At 70.6% G+C, this 20,429-nt stretch carries 17 protein-coding genes and 1 pseudogene; 14 read left to right on the top strand and 4 right to left on the bottom strand.

Going from position 1 to position 20,429, the window contains the following annotated elements; genetic code table 11:
• Position 1: 1 nt before the first annotated feature.
• The 6 genes from mltG to F9B98_RS09540 are packed head-to-tail and all read left to right on the top strand — an operon-like array spanning position 2 to position 6,218.
• Positions 2–1,990, top strand: coding sequence for an endolytic transglycosylase MltG (gene mltG, locus F9B98_RS09565; protein WP_150956521.1), 1,989 nt, complete (start codon positions 2–4; stop codon positions 1,988–1,990).
• Positions 1,984–2,820, top strand: a complete 837-nt coding sequence (locus tag F9B98_RS09560) for a shikimate dehydrogenase (protein ID WP_150956519.1) — start codon at positions 1,984–1,986, stop codon at positions 2,818–2,820. Before mltG ends, F9B98_RS09560 begins: the two co-directional genes overlap by 7 nt.
• 4 nt (positions 2,821–2,824) lie before the next feature.
• Positions 2,825–4,051 carry a chorismate synthase gene (gene aroC, locus F9B98_RS09555; protein WP_150956516.1) on the top strand — a complete coding sequence of 409 codons (1,227 nt, stop codon included), beginning with the start codon at positions 2,825–2,827 and terminating at the stop codon, positions 4,049–4,051.
• Positions 4,038–4,592 carry a shikimate kinase gene (locus F9B98_RS09550; protein ID WP_150956513.1) on the top strand — a complete coding sequence of 185 codons (555 nt, stop codon included), beginning with the start codon at positions 4,038–4,040 and terminating at the stop codon, positions 4,590–4,592. Before aroC ends, F9B98_RS09550 begins: the two co-directional genes overlap by 14 nt.
• Positions 4,589–5,665: a 3-dehydroquinate synthase gene (aroB, locus tag F9B98_RS09545; RefSeq protein ID WP_150956510.1), complete on the top strand. Its 1,077-nt coding sequence runs from the start codon at positions 4,589–4,591 to the stop codon at positions 5,663–5,665. Before F9B98_RS09550 ends, aroB begins: the two co-directional genes overlap by 4 nt.
• A gap of 16 nt (positions 5,666–5,681) precedes the next feature.
• A complete protein-coding gene (locus F9B98_RS09540; protein WP_150956507.1) occupies positions 5,682–6,218 on the top strand; it encodes a GNAT family N-acetyltransferase in 537 nt (178 codons plus the stop codon).
• Between the two features lie 75 nt (positions 6,219–6,293).
• Here the strand turns inward: F9B98_RS09540 and F9B98_RS09535 are convergent, their stop codons facing one another.
• The 3 genes from F9B98_RS09535 to F9B98_RS09525 form a co-directional block, all read right to left on the bottom strand.
• A complete protein-coding gene (locus tag F9B98_RS09535) occupies positions 6,294–7,613 on the bottom strand; it encodes an MFS transporter (protein WP_150956503.1) in 1,320 nt (439 codons plus the stop codon).
• A gap of 13 nt (positions 7,614–7,626) precedes the next feature.
• Positions 7,627–8,532: a shikimate dehydrogenase gene (locus F9B98_RS09530; protein ID WP_150956501.1), complete on the bottom strand. Its 906-nt coding sequence runs from the start codon at positions 8,530–8,532 to the stop codon at positions 7,627–7,629.
• A 228-nt stretch (positions 8,533–8,760) separates the two neighbouring features.
• Positions 8,761–9,393, bottom strand: a complete 633-nt coding sequence (locus tag F9B98_RS09525; protein ID WP_150956496.1) for a TetR/AcrR family transcriptional regulator — start codon at positions 9,391–9,393, stop codon at positions 8,761–8,763.
• A gap of 62 nt (positions 9,394–9,455) precedes the next feature.
• Between F9B98_RS09525 and F9B98_RS09520 the strand changes: the two genes are divergently transcribed.
• The 8 genes and pseudogenes from F9B98_RS09520 to F9B98_RS09485 all read left to right on the top strand — a co-directional run bounded on the left by F9B98_RS09520 (position 9,456) and on the right by F9B98_RS09485 (position 18,550).
• The gene (locus F9B98_RS09520; protein WP_150956493.1) at positions 9,456–11,267 is read left to right on the top strand and encodes a sugar phosphate isomerase/epimerase and 4-hydroxyphenylpyruvate domain-containing protein; all 1,812 of its coding nucleotides are present in this window, start codon (positions 9,456–9,458) and stop codon (positions 11,265–11,267) included.
• Positions 11,268–11,280: 13 nt separating this feature from the next.
• Positions 11,281–11,739 (top strand): type II 3-dehydroquinate dehydratase, encoded by a 459-nt coding sequence (locus tag F9B98_RS09515; RefSeq protein ID WP_150956490.1) that lies wholly within the window; start codon positions 11,281–11,283, stop codon positions 11,737–11,739.
• 72 nt (positions 11,740–11,811) lie between these two features.
• Positions 11,812–12,372, top strand: a complete 561-nt coding sequence (gene efp / locus F9B98_RS09510; protein WP_150956487.1) for an elongation factor P — start codon at positions 11,812–11,814, stop codon at positions 12,370–12,372.
• A gap of 2 nt (positions 12,373–12,374) precedes the next feature.
• Positions 12,375–12,785, top strand: a complete 411-nt coding sequence (gene nusB / locus F9B98_RS09505; RefSeq protein ID WP_150956484.1) for a transcription antitermination factor NusB — start codon at positions 12,375–12,377, stop codon at positions 12,783–12,785.
• A gap of 121 nt (positions 12,786–12,906) precedes the next feature.
• Positions 12,907–15,855 (top strand): DEAD/DEAH box helicase, encoded by a 2,949-nt coding sequence (locus tag F9B98_RS09500; RefSeq protein WP_150956481.1) that lies wholly within the window; start codon positions 12,907–12,909, stop codon positions 15,853–15,855.
• Positions 15,856–15,998: 143 nt separating this feature from the next.
• Positions 15,999–16,463: a hypothetical protein gene (locus F9B98_RS09495; protein WP_150956478.1), complete on the top strand. Its 465-nt coding sequence runs from the start codon at positions 15,999–16,001 to the stop codon at positions 16,461–16,463.
• 88 nt (positions 16,464–16,551) lie between these two features.
• Positions 16,552–18,144, top strand: a complete 1,593-nt coding sequence (locus F9B98_RS09490) for a Rieske 2Fe-2S domain-containing protein (RefSeq protein ID WP_150956476.1) — start codon at positions 16,552–16,554, stop codon at positions 18,142–18,144.
• Positions 18,145–18,154: 10 nt separating this feature from the next.
• Positions 18,155–18,550: pseudogene (locus tag F9B98_RS09485) on the top strand (VOC family protein).
• Between the two features lie 178 nt (positions 18,551–18,728).
• On the opposite strand, the gene F9B98_RS16155 reads toward F9B98_RS09485, so the two are convergent.
• Positions 18,729–20,315, bottom strand: a complete 1,587-nt coding sequence (locus F9B98_RS16155) for a hypothetical protein (protein ID WP_225310296.1) — start codon at positions 20,313–20,315, stop codon at positions 18,729–18,731.
• Positions 20,316–20,429 lie beyond the last annotated feature (114 nt).

Here is a 20,429-nt window from a genome sequence, read left to right as displayed (position 1 = left end):
CATGCCCGAGAATCAGCCCCCCGACAACGATCCGTTCGCGGATCTCTACGGTCGTCTTCCCGACCCGCGCACCGGTGCGCGCTCTTCCCCGCGTTCCTCGGGCGACAAGCAGGCGACGCCGCCGTCGCGTCGGGCGGCCCGCGAAGCCCGACGCGCCGCGACCGAGGCCACGCCGATCGTCTCGTCGGAGCAGTCCTCGGCGGCGATGCCGACGGAGCCCGGTACCGCTGCCCCTCGCGGCGCCGTGACCCCGCAGACGTCCGACGAAGGCGTCGACCTCGGCCGGAGGGCCGACGCGCCCGCCGAGCGCCCCGCGCAGGCCGCCCCCCGTGCCGCCACCGCCCCGTCCACGCCGCGGGCAGCCGAACCACTCCGCCGCGCTGACGCCGAGGCGCCCCAGGGCCCGGCATCCGCCCGCCGGAGCGACGAGACTCCCGGACCGCGCCGCACGGGCGAGCGCCCGGCCCCCGCGGCCCGCCGCGTTGACGATGACGTCCCGGGCCCCCGCCGCACGGGGAGCACCGCGGCCACTTCCGCAGCCGTCGACGCCGGCTCGGCCGCCCCGGCGTCCCGCCAGAATGCCTCGGGCTCGCGTTCATCCGCGCCGCAGCCGACCCGCGACACGCAGTCCGCCGCGTGGCAGGCAGCGGCCCGCCGCGCCGATGCCCCCGCCGCACGTTCCGCCGCCGACTCCCGTCCCGCCTCCGAGCCCCGCCGCAGCGAGCCCGCGCGCAGCGCCGAGCCCGCGCGCGATCGCGAGCCCGTCCTCGTCGGCGCCGGTGCCGGCACGGCCGCCGCCGCCTCCGCGACGCCCGGCTCCGCGGCATCCGGATCCCTGGAAGATCTCTTCACGGGCCAGACGACCACGCAGCAGATCGGCTGGGCTCCGCAGAAGCCCCCGAAGCGTCGCCGCGGGGTCGGTCGGTGGATCGCCCTCGCAGTGGTGCTGCTGCTCGTGGGCGGTGTCGCCGGCGGTGGCTTCGCCCTGTGGAACACCTACGGCGAGCGGATCCAGGCCTTCCTCGGCAACGGGGAGTCCCTCGACTACGAAGCCGGCCAGGCCACCGGCGAGGCGCGCGTGACGATCGTCTCCGGCGACACGGGCGCGTCGGTCTCGCCCAAGCTGTTCGAGGCGGGAGTGACGAAGGCCTCCAATTCGCTCTACAAGTACATGGTCGACAACGCGGTCGCGTTCACGTTCCAGCCCGGCGTCTACAAGCTCCAGCAGCAGATGACCTCGGAGGCGGTCCTGGCGGCCCTGCGGGACCCCGCCAGCCGCCTCGACAACTCGGTGCAGCTGCGCGAGGGCCTGACCATGAAGCAGTCGCTCGACATCATCTCGGAGCAGACGGGTATCGCCCGCGCCGACCTCGACGCCGCGGTCGCCAACCCGGCGGCCTACGGGGTGTCGGCCTCGACGCTCGAGGGCTGGATCTTCCCGGCGACGTACGACTTCGACGACGGGGTCAGCGCTCAGCAGGTCATCGACCGGATGGTCAAGCGCACGATCGAGTCACTCGACAAGGCCGGGGTCGCCCCCGACGACCGGGAGCGCGTGCTCACCATCGCCTCGATCATCGAGCGCGAAGCCCGCAGCAGCGAGGACTTCTACAAGGTCTCCCGCGTCATCGAGAACCGCCTGCAGCCCGACAACACCGAGACGCACGGTCTGCTGCAGATGGACTCCACCGCGCAGTACGGCGCGAACGAGCTCGACGCCGGTGCGTCGTCGTCGAGCGCGAACGCCCTCGAGAGCGACAACCCGTACAACACGTACAAGTACCCCGGGCTGCCCGTCGGACCCATCGCCAACGCCGGAGATCTCGCGATCGACGCGGCGATGCATCCGGTCGACGGCCCCTGGTACTACTTCACGACTGTGAACCTGTCGACGGGGGAGACGGTGTTCTCGACCAGCTACGACGACCAGCTCAAGGCCGTCGCGCAGTTCCAGCAGTGGTGCCGCGAGAACCCGAACGGCGGATGCTGACCGGCCCTCGCCGCCTCGCCGTCTGGGGCGACCCGATCGCGCACTCGCGGTCGCCCCGGCTGCACTCGGCGGCGTACGGCGTGCTGGGCCTTGACTGGGAGTACGGGCGTCGTCAGGTCGACGAGGCGGGCTTCACCGCTGCGATGGACGGATTGGATGCCGACTGGCGCGGCCTCTCCCTGACCATGCCGCTCAAGCACGCCGCCGCTCGCGCCGCCGTCTCGCTCGACGACGATGCGCGCCGCACCGGCGCGGTCAACACCCTCCTGCTGTCGGCGGACGGACCCCGGGGGTTCAACACCGACGTGGGCGGTCTCGCGCGCGCCCTCGACGAGTTCGGGGTGCGGGAGCCCGCGAGCATCCGCGTGCTGGGCGCCGGCGCGACGGCGACCTCCGCGGTCGTCGCCGCCGCCCGTGCGGGAGCGGGACGGGTCGAGGTGCGTGCCCGCCGCCCCGAGGCGGCCGCACCGATCGCCGCTCTCGCGGACGAGCTCGACATCGACCTCCACGTCGCTGCCCTCGACGACGCCGCGCTCGAGCCCGTCGACGCCACCATCGCGGCTCTGCCCGGGGGCACCGACCTCGGCCGTGTCGCCGATGACCTGGCATCCGTCTCCGGTCCGCTGGTCGACGTGGTCTACGGCGGCTGGCCGACCCCGCTCGCGCGGGCGTGGCAGCGCGCCGGCGTTGCCGCGCACGACGGTCTCGCGATGCTCCTGCACCAGGCGCTGCTGCAGGTGCGCGTGTTCGTCGGAGGGGATCCCGCGCTCGCGCTCGACCGCGAGGACGCGGTGCTGTCCGCAATGCGCACCGCGCTCATGGGAGACTAGGACCATGCTTCGCGTTCTCACCGCCGGCGAGTCCCACGGCCCCGAGCTGATCGCCCTCATGGAAGGGATGCCGGCCGGCGTCCCCATCTCTTCGGCGCAGATCCGCGCCGAGCTGGCGCGTCGTCGCCTGGGCTATGGCCGGGGTTCGCGCATGAAGTTCGAGGAAGACGAGCTGTCGCTGTCGACCGGCATCGTGCACGGCTTCACGATCGGCAGCCCCATCGCGCTGCGCATCGGCAACACCGAGTGGCCGAAGTGGACCGAGGTCATGAGCCCCGAGCCGGTCGAGCTCTCCGACCGCTCACGCGGCCGCGGCGCCGCCCTCACCCGCCCCCGCCCCGGTCACGCCGATCTGGTCGGCATGCAGAAGTACGGCTTCGACGAGGCCCGCCCCATCCTCGAGCGCGCCTCCGCTCGAGAGACCGCCGCGCGCGTCGCCCTCGGCGCCGTCGCCCGTTCGTTCCTGAACGAACTCGGCATCCGCCTCGTCAGCCACACGCTCTCGATCGGTCCCGTGCGCGTCCCCGACGACGCGGAGTTCCCGACGCCCGATGACGTCGACCGCCTGGACGCCGATCCGCTGCGGTGCTTCCACGCCGACACGAGCGCCGCGATGGTCGCCGAGGTCGACGACGCGAAGAAGGCGGGCGACACCCTCGGCGGTGTCGTCGAGGTCCTCGCCTACGGTCTGCCGCCCGGACTCGGCTCCCACGTGCAGTGGGATCGTCGACTGGATGCCAAGCTCGCTCAGGCCCTCATGAGCATCCAGGCGATCAAGGGGGTCGAGGTCGGCGACGGCTTCCTCACCACCACCCGCCGCGGCTCGCAGGCGCACGACGAGCTCTTCGCCACCGGTGACGGGATCACGCGTTCGTCCGACCGCGCGGGCGGCACCGAGGGCGGCATGTCCACCGGCACCGTGCTGCGCGTGCGTGCGGGCATGAAGCCGATCGCCACGATCCCCAAGGCCCTGCGCACGGTCGACGTCGCCACGGGCGACACCGCCGCGGCCCACCACCAGCGCTCCGACGTCTGCGCGGTGCCCGCCGCCGGTGTCGTCGCCGAGGCCATGGTCGCGATCACCCTCGCCGACGCCGTGCTCGAGAAGTTCGGCGGCGACAACATCGTCGAGACCCGTCGCAACGTCGAGACCTACCTCGCGAACCTGCCCGAGACGCTGCGCACGACCGACGCGTCCGACGCGGCGCTCCTCGCGCATGACCTCGCCTGACGCCGCTTCGAAGACCGCGTCCGCGGGTCCCGCCGTCGTGCTCATCGGGCCGATGGGGGCGGGAAAGACGAGCGTGGGCCGCCGCGTGGCGCGCGCGCTCGGCACCCCGTTCACCGACACCGACAAGCTCGTCGTGCGCGACCACGGTCCGATCCCGGCTCTGTTCGTCGCCCACGGCGAACCGCACTTCCGCGCCCTGGAGCGCGAGGCGGTCGTCGAGGCCCTGGCCCGCGGCGGTGTCGTGGCGCTCGGCGGGGGAGCGGTGCTCGACCCGCTGACGCGCGAACGCCTGCGCGAGCATCACGTCGTGCTGCTGACGGTGGCGCCGCATGTGGTGGCATCCCGGATCCACGGCGACGACCGCCCGTTGCTCGGCGGAGAAGACCCCGTCGACCGCTGGCAGCGCATCTTCGACGAACGGCGGCCCGTGTACGAGCAGACCGCCGACATCGCATTCGACACCTCGTCGGGCCCGCTCGCGCGGGTCGTCGACGACATCGTGGCCTGGGCACGCCGTGTGCCGGCCGGAGAGACGGCATGACCGACACCACCACCATCAGCGTCGCCGGCGATTCCGGCTACGACATCACGATCGGACGGGGCCTGCTCGCCTCGCTCGGCGAGACGCTCCCGGCGGGGGCGCAGAAGGTGCTCGTGGTCCACCCGCCGACGCTGGCGAAGCAGGCCGAAGAGCTCCGCGCCCAGCTCATGGGCGATCGCCAGGTGCTGCTCGCCGAGATCCCGGATGCCGAGGCCGGCAAACGCGTCGAGGTCGCGGCGTTCTGCTGGCAGGTCATGGGTCAGGCCGACTTCACGCGCACCGACGTCGTGGTCGGGTTCGGCGGGGGAGCGGTGACCGACCTCGCGGGCTTCGTCGCGGCGACCTGGCTGCGCGGGGTCGCGCTCGTCCAGGTGCCCACGACCGTTCTCGGAATGGTGGATGCCGCCGTCGGGGGCAAGACCGGGATCAACACCGCCGAGGGCAAGAACCTCGTCGGCGCGTTCTGGCCGCCGGTCGCCGTGGTGTGCGACCTCGACCTGCTCGACACGCTGTCGAAGAACGAGGCGACCGCCGGGTTCGCCGAGGTGGTCAAGGCGGGCTTCATCTGGCATCCGGAGATCCTCGATCTCATCGAGGCCGACCCGGAGGGGATCGTGAACCCGCGCGGCGACGCTTTCCGCCGGTGCGTCGAACTCGCGATCGACATGAAGGCGCGTGTCGTCGGTGAAGACCTGCGCGAGGCGGGGCTGCGCGAGGTGCTCAACTACGGACACACCCTGGGCCACGCGATCGAGCACGCCGAGCGCTACCGCTGGCGTCACGGCGCGGCGATCTCGGTCGGCATGGTGTTCGCCGCCGAGCTGTCGCGTCTCGCGGGTCGCCTGTCCGACGACGTGGCTCAGCGTCACCGCACCGTGCTGGAGTCGCTGGGGCTTCCCACGACGTACCGCGCGGGGGCGTTCCAGACGCTCAAGGCCACGATGCAACGCGACAAGAAGAGCCGCGGCAGCATGCTGCGCTTCATCGTGCTCGACGACCTGGCCCGGCCGACCGTGCTGCAGGCACCCGATGAGTCGCTGCTGTTCGCGGCGTACCAGGAGGTCGGGGCGTGAGCGGGGCGCCGCGGGCATGAGCATCACCGTGCGCCGCGTGCGCGCGGGCGAGGGCGATCGCGTGCGCGCGCTGCGACTGCGCGCGGTGAGCGACCCGGTGGCATCCATCGCCTTCCTCACCACCGCTGAGGAGGAACTCGAGCGCGACCCGTCGTTCTGGGAGGATCGCGCCGCAGCCGGGGCGACCGGGGGTTCGGCGGCGATGTTGGTGGCCGAGGACGCCGAGGCGTGGGTCGGCTCCGTGACCGTGCTGGTGCGTCACGCGGGAGAGGTCGACCACACGGGTCGGCGGCTCAGCGTCGGACGCGCCGACGTCGTGGGCGTGTACGTCGCGCCCGAGGCGCGGGGGACCGGTGCGATCGACGCGCTGCTCGACGCCGCCGCGCGGTGGACGGCCGCGCAGGGCTTCGAGACGCTGTCGCTCGATGTGCACGTCGACAACCTGCGAGCCCAGGCCGTCTATCGTCGCGCTGGCTTCGTACCGACGGGCGAGGAGTTCACGGGCCCGATCGGCGCCGAGCTCGCGATGAGCCGGTCGTTGCGCACGCTCTGACGCGCACCGCCCGACGGCGAGATCGACCCACGCGCGGCCCCGCCTCCCGGAGGAGACGAGGCCGCGCGCGAGGGGTCAGACCGTGGCCGGGACGCGACGCTCGGCCGCGAGACCCAGCTGATCGGTGGGCACGTCCTTGGTCTCGCGAGCTGTCAGAGCGCTCACCGAGGCGATCACCGCGATGACCGCGGTGAAGACGCTGATCACGACCCAGCCGCCGGCAGAGCCTCCGCCGAGCGCCGCGACGATGCTCGGAGCGAACCCGGCCATGAGGAAGCCGAGCTGCGTGCCGATCGCCATTCCCGAGAAGCGCACGCGAACACTGAACATCTCGCCGTAGAACGAGGGCCACACGGCGTTGGCGGCCGCGTACCCGCACGAGAAGGTGAGGATCGCGAGACCGAAGGTGACGAGGGTGTTCCCCGCCCCCATCGACAGCATGTAGAACGGCATGAACACCGCCGACGACAGCGCCCCGTAGACGAAGACGGGCTTGCGGCCGATCCGGTCGGCGAGCTTGCCGAACAGGGGCTGGGTGAGCAGGGCGACGACATTGGCCACGACGACGAGCCACAGGGTGACGCTGGCATCGAGTCCCTGCTCCTTGCCGTACGCGATGGCGAGCGTGCCGAACACGGTCGACACGGCGGCGATGAACGCGCAGCAGATGACGCGCAGCACGTCGCGCCAGTGGTTCCTCAGAAGCGGCACGAGCGGCATGCGGGCGATCTGTCCGTCGGCCTTCGCCTGCTCGAACTCGGGCGTCTCGTGCAGGCTCCGGCGGATGAAGAACGCCACGACCACGACGACCGCGCTCAGCCAGAACGGCACGCGCCAGCCCCACGAGAACTTGATCTCATCGGGCAGGGCGACGACCGGGATGAAGATGAGGGCCGCGAGGATCTGTCCGCCCTGGGTGCCGGTGAGCGTCCACGAGGTGAAGAACGAGCGGCGCGAGTCGGGGGCGTGCTCCAGGGTGAGCGACGACGCGCCCGCCTGCTCGCCGGCGGCCGAGAGCCCCTGGGCGAGGCGGCAGAGAACGAGCAGGGCCGGAGCGAACCAGCCGATCTGCGCGAAGCCGGGGAGGCAGCCGATGATGAAGGTCGAGAGCCCCATCAGCAGCAGGGTGAACATCAGCACCTTCTGGCGACCGATGCGGTCTCCGAAGTGGCCGAGGATCACGGCACCGACGGGACGCGCGATGTAGGCGAACCCGAAGGTCGCGAACGACATCACGAGTGCGGCCTGGTCTCCCGACGGGAAGAACACCGTCGGGAAGATGAGGGCGGCGGCCGAGCCGAACAGGAAGAAGTCGTAGTACTCCACGGCGCTTCCCATGAAGCTGGCGGTGGCCGCCTTCACGGGAGTCTTCCGCGTCGTTGCGGTGGTGGTCATGGACGAGTGCTCCTTAGCGGGCGAGGGCCGGGTCGACGATCAGGTCGACAGGCTGATCGGAAGAGACGAGGTCGAGGAAGTGGGCGGTCATGCGGTCGGGATCGGGTCGCGTCCCGGTGATGAGGGCGAAGGCGTCGACGGCCTGGTGGACCGCCATGCGTCCGCCGCTGAGGGTGCGGCATCCGCGCTCGCGCGCGGCGACGAGGAGTTCGGTGTCGAGGGGTCGGTAGACGATGTCGGCGACCCACAGCTCGGACCGCAGCAGGTCGGCGTCGAGGGGGAGTCCGGGGTGCTCCGCCATGCCGACGGGGGTGCAGTGCACGAGGCCATCGGCGTCGGCGAGCACGGCGGGCAGGTCGGCGGGGGAGGCGGTGTCGACGACGGCGAGCGGATGCCGCGCCCCGAGGTCGTCCGCCAGGCCCCGCGCTCGCGCCGGATCGAGGTCGACGATGCTCAGCCTGGCGGCGCCCAGGCGCAGCAGCGCGTCGGCGACGGCCGACCCCGCCCCACCGGCGCCGAGCTGGATGACATGCCGGGTCTCGGCATCCGGAAGCCCATCGGTGAACGCGGCGGCGAAACCGGTCGTGTCGGTGTTGTGGCCGACGCGCCCGGTGGGGGTGAAGAGCACGGTGTTGACCGCTCCGAGGGCCGCGGCGACCGGGTCGATGCGATCGAGGTGGGCGAGCACGCTCTGCTTGCAGGGGTGGGTGACGTTGACGGCGTCGTAGCCGAGACGTTCGGCCCAGGAGAGCACGTCGCCGATACGGTCGGGGTCGATGCCGAGAGCGGTGAGGTCGAGCGGGCGGTACACGTAGGTGAGTCCGAGCGCACGCGCCTCGGCCATGTGCATGGGCGGCGTCAGCGACGGGAGCACGCCCGTGCCGATGAGGCCCACGAGGTAGGGGTGCGAGTCGATCACGGTACTCCTTCGTCTCCGCGACACCGGCGTATGTACTAACCGGTACGTTCAGAGGAAACCACGGTCGCTCCGTGCTGTCAACGACGGAATCCGGATGCCGAGTGCCCGGGCCACCGCGCCGGCGCGGCGCCCGGCCCGCCCGCTCTGCCGCGGACGGAACTCCCGACCGCAGAGAACACGCCGATCTCCGGCAGACTCGCCCCTCGAGGGCCGGCGCCGCCCGTGCGATCAGCGCGCGGGAGCTGTGAGCCAGCCGACGACGACATCGCCGATCACCGCGCGCAGGTGGGAGCGTCGGTCGGGGGCGGCGAGGTCGACGTCGAACAGGTGCCCGAACGTGTACTGGTTGGCGACCTGGAACACGCAGTACGAGCTGATCACCAGGTGCACGTCGATCGCGTCGACGTCGGCGCGGAAGATGCCGTCGGCGCGACCGCGCTCGAGGATCTCGTCGAGCAGGCCCTTGGCCGGCTGCGACAGGGTGCGCAGCCCTTCGATCTGCCGGATGAAGGCGCCGCGGTGGATGTTCTCGATCGCGACCAGCCGGATGAAGGCGTCGTGCCCGACGTGGTGGTCGTAGGTCAGTTCGGCCAGGGCGCGGATCGCGTCGACCGGGTCGGCGTGGTCGACGTCGATCGCCCGCTCGGCCTCGCGGATCCCGCGGTAGGCCTCTTCGAGGACGGCCCGGTAGAGCCCCTCTTTGCTGCCGAAGTAGTAGTAGATCATCCGCTTCGTGGTGCGCGTGCGGGCGGCGATCTCATCGACGCGGGCGCCCGAGAAGCCGTCCTCGGCGAACACCTCCGTCGCCACCGCGAGCAGTTCGGAACGCGTGCGTTCGGCGTCTCGACGTGCCTCGGCCATGGCTTCAACCTACTGGACGGGGGAGTGGACCCCGTTTGTACTAACTGGTACATTCGGCCGCCATGAGGACCTCGATGGCGACCGTCTGCATCAGCGGCACCCTGGCCGACAAACTCCACGCGTGCGCCGACGCCGGCTTCGACGGCGTCGAGATCTTCGAACCCGACCTGCTTGCGGCCCCCGAGAGCCCCGAGGAGATCGCCGCGCTCGCGGTGCGCCTGAACCTCACCCTCGACCTCTACCAACCGATGCGCGACGTGGAGGGCGTCGACGAGGTCGCGTTCTCCGCCGTCCTCCGCCGCGCCGAGGCCAAATTCCGGCTCATGAACCGCCTCGGCATCGACCTCGTGCTGTGCTGCAGCAATGTCGCGACCGCGACGATCGACGACGACGAGGTGTCGGCCGGGCAGTTGCGCCGACTCGGAGACCTCGCACAGAGGTACGACATCCGGATCGCCTTCGAAGCGCTCGCGTGGGGCCGCTTCGTCGACGACTACCGCCGGGCCTGGCACATCGTCGAGCTCGCCGCGCACCCCGCGGTCGGGGTCTGCCTCGATTCGTTCCACATCCTCTCTCGCGGGCACGACCCGGCCGACATCGCCCGGATCCCCGCCGAGAAGATCTTCTTCGTCCAGCTCGCCGACGCCCCGCGCCTGAGCATGGACGTGCTCTCATGGAGTCGCCACCACCGCCTCTTCCCCGGCGAAGGGGACTTCGACCTCGTGGACTTCACGGCGAGGGTCGTGGATGCCGGCTACTCGGGGCCCTGCTCGCTCGAGGTGTTCAACGACACCTTCCGCCAGACCGACGCGCTGCGCACGGCCCGCCATGCGCGGCGGTCGCTGCGCTGGCTCGAAGACGCGGTGGCGCGCGCTCGGCCCACAGCGCCGGCCGCGCTGCGCATGCTCCCCGACTCTGCGGCCCCCTCGGGGGTGGACTTCGTCGAGATCAAGGCGGAGGACACCTCCGCCGTCGAGGAGCTCCTGGGACAGCTCGGCTTCACCTCTCGCGGACGCCACCGCACGAAGCCCGTGACCCTGTGGACCGCCGGGAACGCGCGCGTCGTGCTGAACGAACAGCACGCGCGGGGATGGAAGCCGCGACTCGCGGCCATCGGCCTCGAGGTCGACGACGCCGAAGCGGTCGACCTGCGCATGGACGAACTTCGCGTTCCGCGCGCCTGGCGTCGCACCTACGCGAGCGAAGAGCGACTCGACGGTGCCGTCGCTCCCGACGGCACCGAGGTGTATTGGGCCCAGGCCGCAGACGAGGGTGAGCCGGCGTGGGTCGCGGAGTTCGAGCACGGCGAACCCGAGCGCCCGAGTGAGGTGATCGGTGTCGACCACGTGAGCCTCTCGCAGCCCTGGCAAGCGATCGAAGAAGCGACCCTCTTCTACACCGCCGGGTTCGCCCTACGGGTCGACAGCAGTACCGAGGTACCGGGGCCGCAGGGGCTCGTCGCGAGCCGCGTACTCGGCGCCCCCGGCGGTGGAGTGCGACTGCCCCTCAACGTCGCACCGCCGATTCTGGCGGGCGAGCGCGCCGGCGCCGCCCTGCCCCAGCACGTCGCGTTCACGTGCACCGACGTGCGCGCCCTGGCCCGCGCCGCACGAGGCCGGGGCTTCGCTCCCCTCGCGATGCCTCGCAACTATTACGACGACCTCGCGGCACGGTTCGAGATGACGGATGCCGCGATCGATGAGCTGCGTGAGCTCCACCTCGGCTACGACCGCGACGCCGCGGGGGAGTACCTGCACTTCTACACGCGCACGATCGGCGAGGTCTTCCTCGAGTTCGTCGAGCGCGTGGACGACTACGCCGGATACGGCGCGGGGACCGCTCCGGTCCGCCTGAGCGCGCAAGGTCGGCGCTGATAGCGTGCCAGGCATGACCACGCCCCGCCGCCTCCTGCTCGTCAACGGTCCGAACCTCAACCTGCTCGGCACCAGGCAGCCCGAGATCTACGGCCGCGACACCCTGGCCGACGTCGAGCGCGTGACCACCGAGGCGGCCGAGCGCCACGGTCTCGAGGTGCGGGCGATCCAAAGCAATCACGAGGGCGTGCTGATCGATGCGATCCACGCCGCCCGTCTCGACTGCGCCGGGATCGTGATCAACGCCGGCGGGCTGACGCACACCTCCGTCGCACTGCGCGATGCCCTGGCATCCGTCCACCTTCCCGTCGCCGAGGTGCACATCTCGAACATCAAGGAGCGCGAGGAGTTCCGCCACTTCTCGTACATCGAAGACGTCGCGGTCGTGCACGTCATCGGAGAGGGCGTGCCCGGGTACGCCCGCGCGGTCGATCTTCTCGTCGAGGTCGTCTCGGGTCGGGCCGACGGCTGACGGCGCGGATCGCGTAGACTCTGACGTCGGGCTCTCGCCCACTTCGACTCACGAAACGGAATATCGGCACTCATGGCATCCACCGCAGACATCAAGAACGGCATCGTCCTGAACATCGACGGTCAGCTCTGGAGCGTCGTGGAGTTCCAGCACGTCAAGCCCGGAAAGGGCGGCGCGTTCGTCCGCACGAAGCTGAAGAACGTCATGAGCGGCAAGGTCGTCGACAAGACCTTCAACGCCGGCGCCAAGATCGAGACCGAGAACGTCGACCGCCGCGACTTCACCTACCTCTACAACGATGGTGACGGCTTCGTCTTCATGGACGTCGCCGACTACGACCAGATCACGGTCGGCGCCGCCACCGTCGGCGACGCCGCGAACTTCCTGCTCGAGAACCAGCAGGTGCAGATCGCGCTCAATAACGGCAACCCGCTCTACGTCGAGATGCCGCCGTCGGTGATCCTCGAGGTGACCTACACCGAGCCGGGCCTGCAGGGCGACCGCTCGTCGGCCGGCACCAAGCCCGCCACCGTCGAGACCGGCTACGAGATGCAGGTTCCCCTGTTCCTCGAGACCGGCACCAAGATCAAGGTCGACACTCGCACGGGCGAGTACCTCGGCCGCATCAGCTGACCTTGAGCGCCCGTACCAAAGCGCGAAAGCGCGCCCTCGACATCCTCTTCCAGGCCGACGTGCGCGGCGAGGACCTTCCCGTCATGCTCGCCACCGAGGCCAAGCGCGCGGCATCAGAGCCCGACCGCCAGGCGTCGTGGCTCTACGCCCGCGACATCGTCGACGGCGTGATCGACAATCGCGATGCGATCGACGAGCAGATCACCACGTTCTCGAAGGACTGGTCCCTGCAGCGCATGCCCGCCGTCGACCGTGCCCTGCTGCGCATGGGAACGTGGGAGATCCTCTACAACGACGAGGTACCCACGGCCGTCGCGATCGACGAGGCCGTGGAGCTCGCCAAGGAGTTCTCGACCGACGACTCGGGGTCGTTCGTGCACGGCGTTCTGGCGCGGATCGCGCGTTCGTCCTGACCCGGATCGACGTGTTCCGACGCGGCCCCGACCCCCGGTCGGCGGTCGCGTCGCGTCGTTTCCGGAGGGGGACGGATGCCGCGTCCGCGGGCATATCGGAGGTTCGGGGGAGGATCGCGGCATGACGTCGTGGCGTGAGCTGATCCCCGGCGGCGCGGCGCCGTCGTACGCGGGGCTCGCACTCGGGATCGAACTGCGCCAGCGCGAGGCCTACGACCCGGCGCGGTGGGAGGCCCGGGCCGTCGTGCCGGTGACTCCGCGCATGCTCGCGCGGCGGCAGGACGACCTGCAGCTCGTCGCCCGCCCCCTCGTCCGGGGAGCGCGCGATGCGTGGATCAAGGCGGATGCCACGTGGGATGCCGTGCGTCGATCCTCCGGCACCTTCGACCCGGCGCACGTGCGGTGGTTCGCCGAACTGCACGCCCTCGCCCAGGCCCTGCGCACGGCGGGACCGTTCGCGCCCTCCGGCGACACCGTGGCCCTCGACACCGTCGACTCACCGCTGCTGTGGCCGCACCTGGCTGCGGCCGAGGGGCTCGGCATCCCTCTCGTGTCGATGCACGCCCAGCAACAGGTGCGTCTCGCGCGCGAGGCGACGGCACGGGTGGCGCTCGACGCGGTGGGTGGGGGAGCGCTGCGCGTGTCGGCGGCCGTTGACATCGAGGGACGGGCGATGGATGCCGCGCACGTCCGCGCAATCGGCGGTTCAGGGCTGTTCGCCTACGCCGTCGAGGTGGATCCGGTGCCGATCGTGCTCGCGGCTGTGCATCTGCCCGACCCCCTTCCGGCCCTGGTCGGGACCGCCGGCGTCGACGTGCCCCGCGGGGAAGCGGACGAGTTCGTCGCCGAGGTGTACCCCCGACTCGCGCGACGCGCACCGCTGTCGGTGGGGGCGGGGGTTCCGCCTCCTCCTCCGGGTCGTCCGACGCTCGAAGTGGCCGTGGGCTACGCCGACGACGACGTCTCGTATCGCCTCGAGTGGGTCTATCCGGGGGCTCGGCGCCTTCCGTACGACGATGCCGGACGCGACACCGAGCGTGACCTGCGCGTCGAGGCGCAGATCGGCGAGCGGTTCGAGACGGCGTGGATGGCGGCATCCGACCTGCCCATCACGCCTCTGGCTGTTCTGCGCGACGCCGACGCCGCGGTGTTCGTCACGCGGGTGCTCCCCGCGGTCGACGTGGTCGACGAGGTGCGCGTGCGCACGACGGGGACGGCGCCGACGTTCCGCGAGCTGAGGGGAGACCCCTCGCTGCGGATCACGGCGGTGGAGTCGCTCGACCGCGACTGGTTCGACCTCGGGATCGTCGTCACCATCGAGGGGCGCATGATCCCGTTCGGGATGCTGTTCTCGGCGCTGTCACGGGGGCGGACGCGCATCAAGCTCTCGGACGGCGCGTGGTTCTCCCTCGCCCACCCGGCTCTGCAGCGACTGCGCGAGCTGCTGGAGGAGGCGGCGGCGCTCGACGAGTGGGAGACGGGTCCGCGCCTGCCCCGCACGCACCTGGCGCTGTGGGCCGAGTTCGAGGATCTCGCCGATCAGTCGGAGGCGGCCGTCGAGTGGCGCGGATTGGCCCGCGCTCTGCGCGACGTGGCGGAGGTGCCGCAGGTGCCGACGCCGCCGGGGTTCCGTGCGGAGTTGCGCCCGTACCAACGCGAGGGGCTGTCGTGGCTCGCGTTGTTGCACGCGCACCGGCTCGGCGGCATCCTGGCCGACGACATGGGGCTCGGCAAGACGCTGCAGCTGCTCGCCCTCGTCGCCCACGCGAAGTCCTCGAGGGAGCAACGGCCGTGGCTCGTGGTGGCTCCCACCTCGGTACTGCCCACGTGGAGGGACGAGGCGGCGCGGTTCGCTCCCGATCTGCGGGTCGCGGTCGTCGAGGCCACGGCGGTGCGTCGCTCGCGATCGATCGCCGAGATCGCCGCGGGGATGGATCTCGTGGTCGCCCCCTACGGGGTGGTGCGGACGGATGCCGAGGAATTCGGCGCTCCGCACTGGGCGGGCGTCGTGCTGGATGAGGCGCAGTTCGTGAAGAACCCGGCGACGCGGATCCATCGGGCGATCGCATCCCTCGAGACGGATGCCGTGTTCGCGGCGACGGGGACGCCGATCGAGAACGGCCTCGACGACCTCTGGGCGTTGCTGGCGCTCACCGCCCCGGGACTGTTCCCCTCGATCCGCCAGTTCCGCGAGGACTACACCCGCGCGATCGAACAGCTGCCGACGGATGCCCCCACCGCTCTCGCGGCCGCCGCGGCGAGCGCGCATCGCGAGAAGACGCTTGATCGTCTACGTCGGCGCGTGCGGCCCTTCCTGTTGCGGCGTACGAAGGACGTCGTGGCATCCGATCTCCCTCCCAAGCAGGAGCAGGAGATCGCCGTGCCCCTCGGGCCCGCCCACCAGGAGCTGTACGACCGGGTGCTGCAGCGCGAGCGGCAGAAGGTTCTGGGGTTGCTCGACGATCTCGATCGGCAGCGGTTCATCGTGTTCCGCTCCCTCACGCTGTTGCGCATGCTCGCTCTCGCCCCGGGGCTGGTGGATGAGCGAGACGCCCATCTGGGGTCGGCGAAGCTCGATGTACTGCTCGAGCGTCTCGTCGAGGTGGCGGCCGAGGGGCACCGTGCGTTGGTGTTCAGTCAGTTCACGTCGTTCCTCGGTCTCGCCGCGGAGAGATTGGATGCCGCGGGCATGTCGTATGCGCACCTCGACGGTTCCACCGCTCGGCGGGGAGAGGTGGTCGACGGATTCCGCGGGGGAGATGCACCGGTCTTCCTCATCAGCCTGAAGGCGGGTGGGTTCGGGCTCACCCTGACGGAGGCCGAGTACGTCTTCGTGCTCGATCCGTGGTGGAATCCCGCCGCGGAATCCCAGGCCATCGACCGGGCCCATCGGATCGGGCAGACCAAGAGCGTGTTCGTCTACCGCCTGATTGCGGCCGGCACGGTGGAGGAGAAGGTGCGAGCGCTGCAGCACCGGAAGGCGGCTCTGTTCGATGCGGTGATCGATGACGACGACGCGTTCGCCGCTTCGCTCGACGCGGACGATATCCGGGGGTTGCTGGCGCCGTGAGCGCCTCTCCGTCGTGTGAAGCGTGCCAGGGTGGACGAACCGACGAAGCGAGGGGTTGAGCGATGGACGGTCCGAGATCACCCCGGGAGTCCGGGTACCATCCGCCGACGTTTCCCCTCTTCGAAGCGGTCTTCGGCGACGGCGTGACGGAGCCGCAGCGCTGGCTCGCCGGGTGGAGCGGGCTGGTCACGGAGCCGGCGACCGACGTGACGCTCGCCGCGCGGTCTGCCGACGAGGTCGCGCTCGTGACCTCGTCGACGTGGACGTCGGAGCTCGATGCCCGTGTGGCGGCGTGCCTCCTCGCCGGGGCGTTGTCTCCTGCGCGGGAACGCCCCTCGACCGAGGCGCTGTTGGCGCTCGCCCAGGACGACTCCTCGTGGACCGAGACGCGGGTGCACGTGGGCGGGCACGCGCGGCAGGGCTCTGCAACGGTTTCTCAGGGGGTCGTCGCCACCTGCTGCCGCCACGGCATGTGGGCGGTGGCCGTCGCCTCCCGCGTCGCCGTCGCGCTGCGGCGGGTCGACCCGCGCAGCGCCGATACCTACGTCGCGAATCCCTTCACCGCGCACGCCTACGGAACGTTGCCGCCGATGCCGCACGGGGAGTGACCGCGTGATGTCGACACCCGGCGCTCCCCGGACGCTCGCAGCCGTGCGCGCGTAGACTCTTCGGGTTCGCCAACGACACAGGAGCGGCATGAAGATCACCGGCCTCGGCCACGCGGGAATGTTCATCGAGACGCGCGGCGGCAGCATCATCTGCGACCCCGTCATCGGTCCGAGCTTCTTCGGCTCGTGGTTCCCGTTCCCCGACAACCGCGCTCTCGACTGGGAGCGCTTCGGCAAGGCGGACTTCCTCTACATTTCGCACCGCCACCGCGACCACTTCGACCCGGCGATGCTCGAGCGGTACGTGTCGAAGGACATCAAGGTCCTGCTCCCGGAGTATCCGACCGACGACCTCGAGCAAGACCTCATCGCCCTCGGCTACACGAATCTCATTCGCACCGAGGCCGGCGTGCCCCTGCAGTTCGGTGACCTGAAGCTCATGGTCACGCCGCTGCGCGCGCCCTCGGACGGACCGATCGGCGATTCGTCGCTGTCGCTCGACGACGGCACCGCGTCGATCCTCAACCAGAACGACTCGCACCCGCTCGATCTCGAGAAGCTGTTCGACTTCGGCAAGCCCGACGCGTACTTCACTCAGGTCTCCGGTGCGATCTGGTGGCCCATGGTCTACGACCTGCCCCAGGACGCCAAGCAGAACTTCGCCCAGCTCAAGCGCGACGCGCAGAACAAGCGCGCGATGTACTACATCGACAAGGTCGACGCCGAGCACGTGTTCCCCATGGCGGGTCCGCCGATGTTCCTGCGCGAGGAACTCTTCCGCTACAACGGCACCGGGCTCGAGAACGACTCGATCTTCACCGACCAGCGCGAATTCCTGGCGCATATGAAGGAGCAGCGGCCCGACCAGAAGGGCTACCTGTTCCTGCCCGGCACGGAGGTCGAGGTTCGGGGATCGGATGTCACGGTCGCCCAGACCCTGTACACGGATGCCGAGATCGAACGCGTCTTCGGCGACAAGTGGAACTACCTGGCCGAGCAGCGCGACAGCCGTCAGGCCGAGGTCCGCGCCGAGGAGGCCACGCGTGCCGAGGTCATCCCGCCAGCCGAGATGCTCGCTGCCCTGAAAGAGTGGTGGGAGCCGCTGCTGCGTCGCGCCCGCACGATCCGCAATGGCGTGGGTGGCATGGTGCGTTTCCGCATCGGAGAGCTCGACATGGTCGTGGACTTCCCGAAGGCGAAGCTTCGCGAATACGCCGGCGAGGAGTGCATCTACTGGTACACGATCCCCGCCGATCTCGTCTCGACGAACATCCGCGATCACGAGATCGACTGGTCGAACTCGATCTTCCTGTCGATGCAGTTCGAGGTGGGTCGTTCGGGCAAGTTCAACGAGTTCCTGACGACGTTCCTGAAGTGCCTGTCGCGCGACCGGATCGAGTATGTCGAGAACTGGTACGCCGAGCAGTCGGATCAGACCGAGGATGCCGAGATCGACGGCTGGACCGTTCAGCGTCGCTGCCCGCACCTGCGCGCCGACCTGACCAAGACCGGCAAGATCGAGGACGGCGTGCTGACGTGTTCGCTGCACGACTGGAAGTGGGACCTGGCCACCGGTCGGTGCTTGACGACCACCGGGCACCCGATCCGTTCGACGCCCATCCGTTCGACGCCCAGCGGCGAGCGCGCAGCCGCCGAGCGTGCCGAGGTCGCCGCGAGCTGAGAGCTGTCTCGTGCCGGGCTTTCATCACGTCGAGGTGTGGGTGGCCGACCTGCGCGCGGCGCAGGCCGAGTGGGGCTGGCTGCGTCGTGCGGTAGGTTTCGAGCGAACCGGGCAGTGGGCTGACGGCGAGACGTGAAGTGCGGGTTACGGTCCGTACCTGACTCTGACGACTTCGCCGAACCTATCGGGGCCGGACCACGACCGGCGCGCTCCCGGCGTGAACCACCTGGCGTTCCTCGGCGGCACTCGGGCGCAGGTGGATGCCATCATGTCCGCGGCGAGCGCGCATGGGTGGCGCCCGCTGTACCAGGAGCGGTACCCGTTCGCCGGCGGTCCCTCGCACTACGCCGGGTGGCTGGAGAACTCCGCGGGTTTCAAGGCGGAGATCGTCGCCGACGAGGAGTGACCCGAGCACGCGCGTCGTGCTCGGTCACGAGCGTCGCACTCGGCGACCCGCTTCGCGCTCGGCCGCGAGCTTCTCGCTCGGCCACGAGCGCCGCGCACAGTCACGCCGCATCGCGCACAGTCACACCGCATCGCGCACGGTCTCAAGCAACGCCCGCATTCACAAGCAACGCGCGCAGTCACGTGAGTCGCGTTCTGTCACGCCGCGCCGAAACGGCGCGGGGATCTCGAGCGCAGCAGCGTCGGTGGCCGAACCTCGCCCGTGTGCGGATCCGGAGGTCCGTGCAACCAGTAGGTGTCTCGACCGGTGACGGGATCCCGCTCGCGCACGATCCTCTCGCCCCGATTGTGGAGACCCAGGTGGTGGTTCCGGCAGAGGGGGACGCCGTCGTCGACGTCGGTCCTACCCCGATCCGCCGCCCAATGGTCGATGTGGTGCATCTCGCACTGCGAGATGGGGGCACGGCATCCGATACCGATGCACCCGCCGTCGCGCACCGCGATCGCGATCCGCTGGGCGCGGGTGAACAGTCGCTGATGTCGGCCGACGTCGAGCGGCCTCCCATCGGTACCGAAAGAGACCGGCACGGCACCCGCATCGCAGAGATAGCTCTCGACGACCCCGCCGGGGAGGGCTCCTCCGCCGTCTTCGAGATGCCCGACCCCGCGCACGGCAGCCCCCACCCCTGACGGCACTTCGTTCCTAGGCCCGACCGCACCTCGGTCCCCACCCCAGATCCCACCTCGGTTCCCACGCGCGATCGCTCGACACGATCCGCCTCGCCCGAAACCAGAGCCGACGCCTCGAGCACGATCCTCCCCCCGGGCTGCCGATCGCCGAACGCCTGCGCCGGATCGGCGGCCGCGCCGGTGCGCAGGACGGCGATCAGCGTGTCGTACGCGATCTGCTCCCCCGACCGATCGTCGGGGGCGTCGGCGATAGCGGCATCCGGATCCACGAACCGAGGGCCACGCCGCGGACGCAACGCCGCCTGCAGGATCCCGTCGACCCACGCCGCGGCGTCGTCATCGAACACGAAACGCCCGTGCCGCTGTCCGTGCTCGTCGATCCACGAGCGAAAGGATCGCGCGGCGAAGCGCTCCTCGAACCGCAGCGTCACACCGACCGGGTCGAGGCGATCCCGAGCGATCCGCGCCGACGCGCGCAGCTCTTCGACGGGCAGGTGCGGAGCCTCCGCGACGAGCCTCTCCACGGCGGCCTCCCAGGCGCGCGGCAGGAATTCCGGATCGAGGTCTGGATACCTCTCGACGGGCGGCTCACCCAACCCCACCCGGATCGCTTGGAACTGCGCGTGGCTGAGCGCCCCATCTCGAAGCGCGCCGCTCATCCGGCCGAGCCACTCCCCGCCGGAGTCCTCGGACACAGCGATGGGCACGGGCTCAGAACGATCGCCGTCGGGCCCGACCGCGGGAGGAATCGCCGGCAATAGATCCCTCCCGGTCTTCATCGACCGGACCACTTCGCTTCGACTCTGCCCGGTCAGCGTCTGCAACAGCTCCGTCGCGTTGCGGTGCCCCCGGCTCTGGGCCAAGCCCGCCCCACCCCGCTCGCGCACCGAGCGCGCCTCGATCACCCGCGCCGCGCATGCGGCCAGTACGTCGAGGGCATTCCGCGCCGCGGCGACCTCGGCCATCAAGCCCACGACCTCGCGATCGTCCAGCGCCTCGACATCCCGCGCCGCGATCAGCGCGGCGACGCGCTCGCTCGCCGCCCGAAGCCGGTCGGTCGTCGCGCGCAGTTCCATAGAACAAATGTACGAACGCGAAGACCAGATCGCCAGGGCGGAACCACGACACCACCCGATCGCGCTCAGGATTCACCCGCCCCCACCCGCTAGACTCGACGCCGAACCACAGCA

It is taken from the genome of Microbacterium testaceum StLB037 (assembly GCF_008763945.1).
Taxonomy (GTDB): domain Bacteria; phylum Actinomycetota; class Actinomycetes; order Actinomycetales; family Microbacteriaceae; genus Microbacterium; species Microbacterium testaceum_G.
Note: the sequence above shows the minus strand (reverse complement) of the source record. Positions and strands in the feature narration are given on the sequence as shown.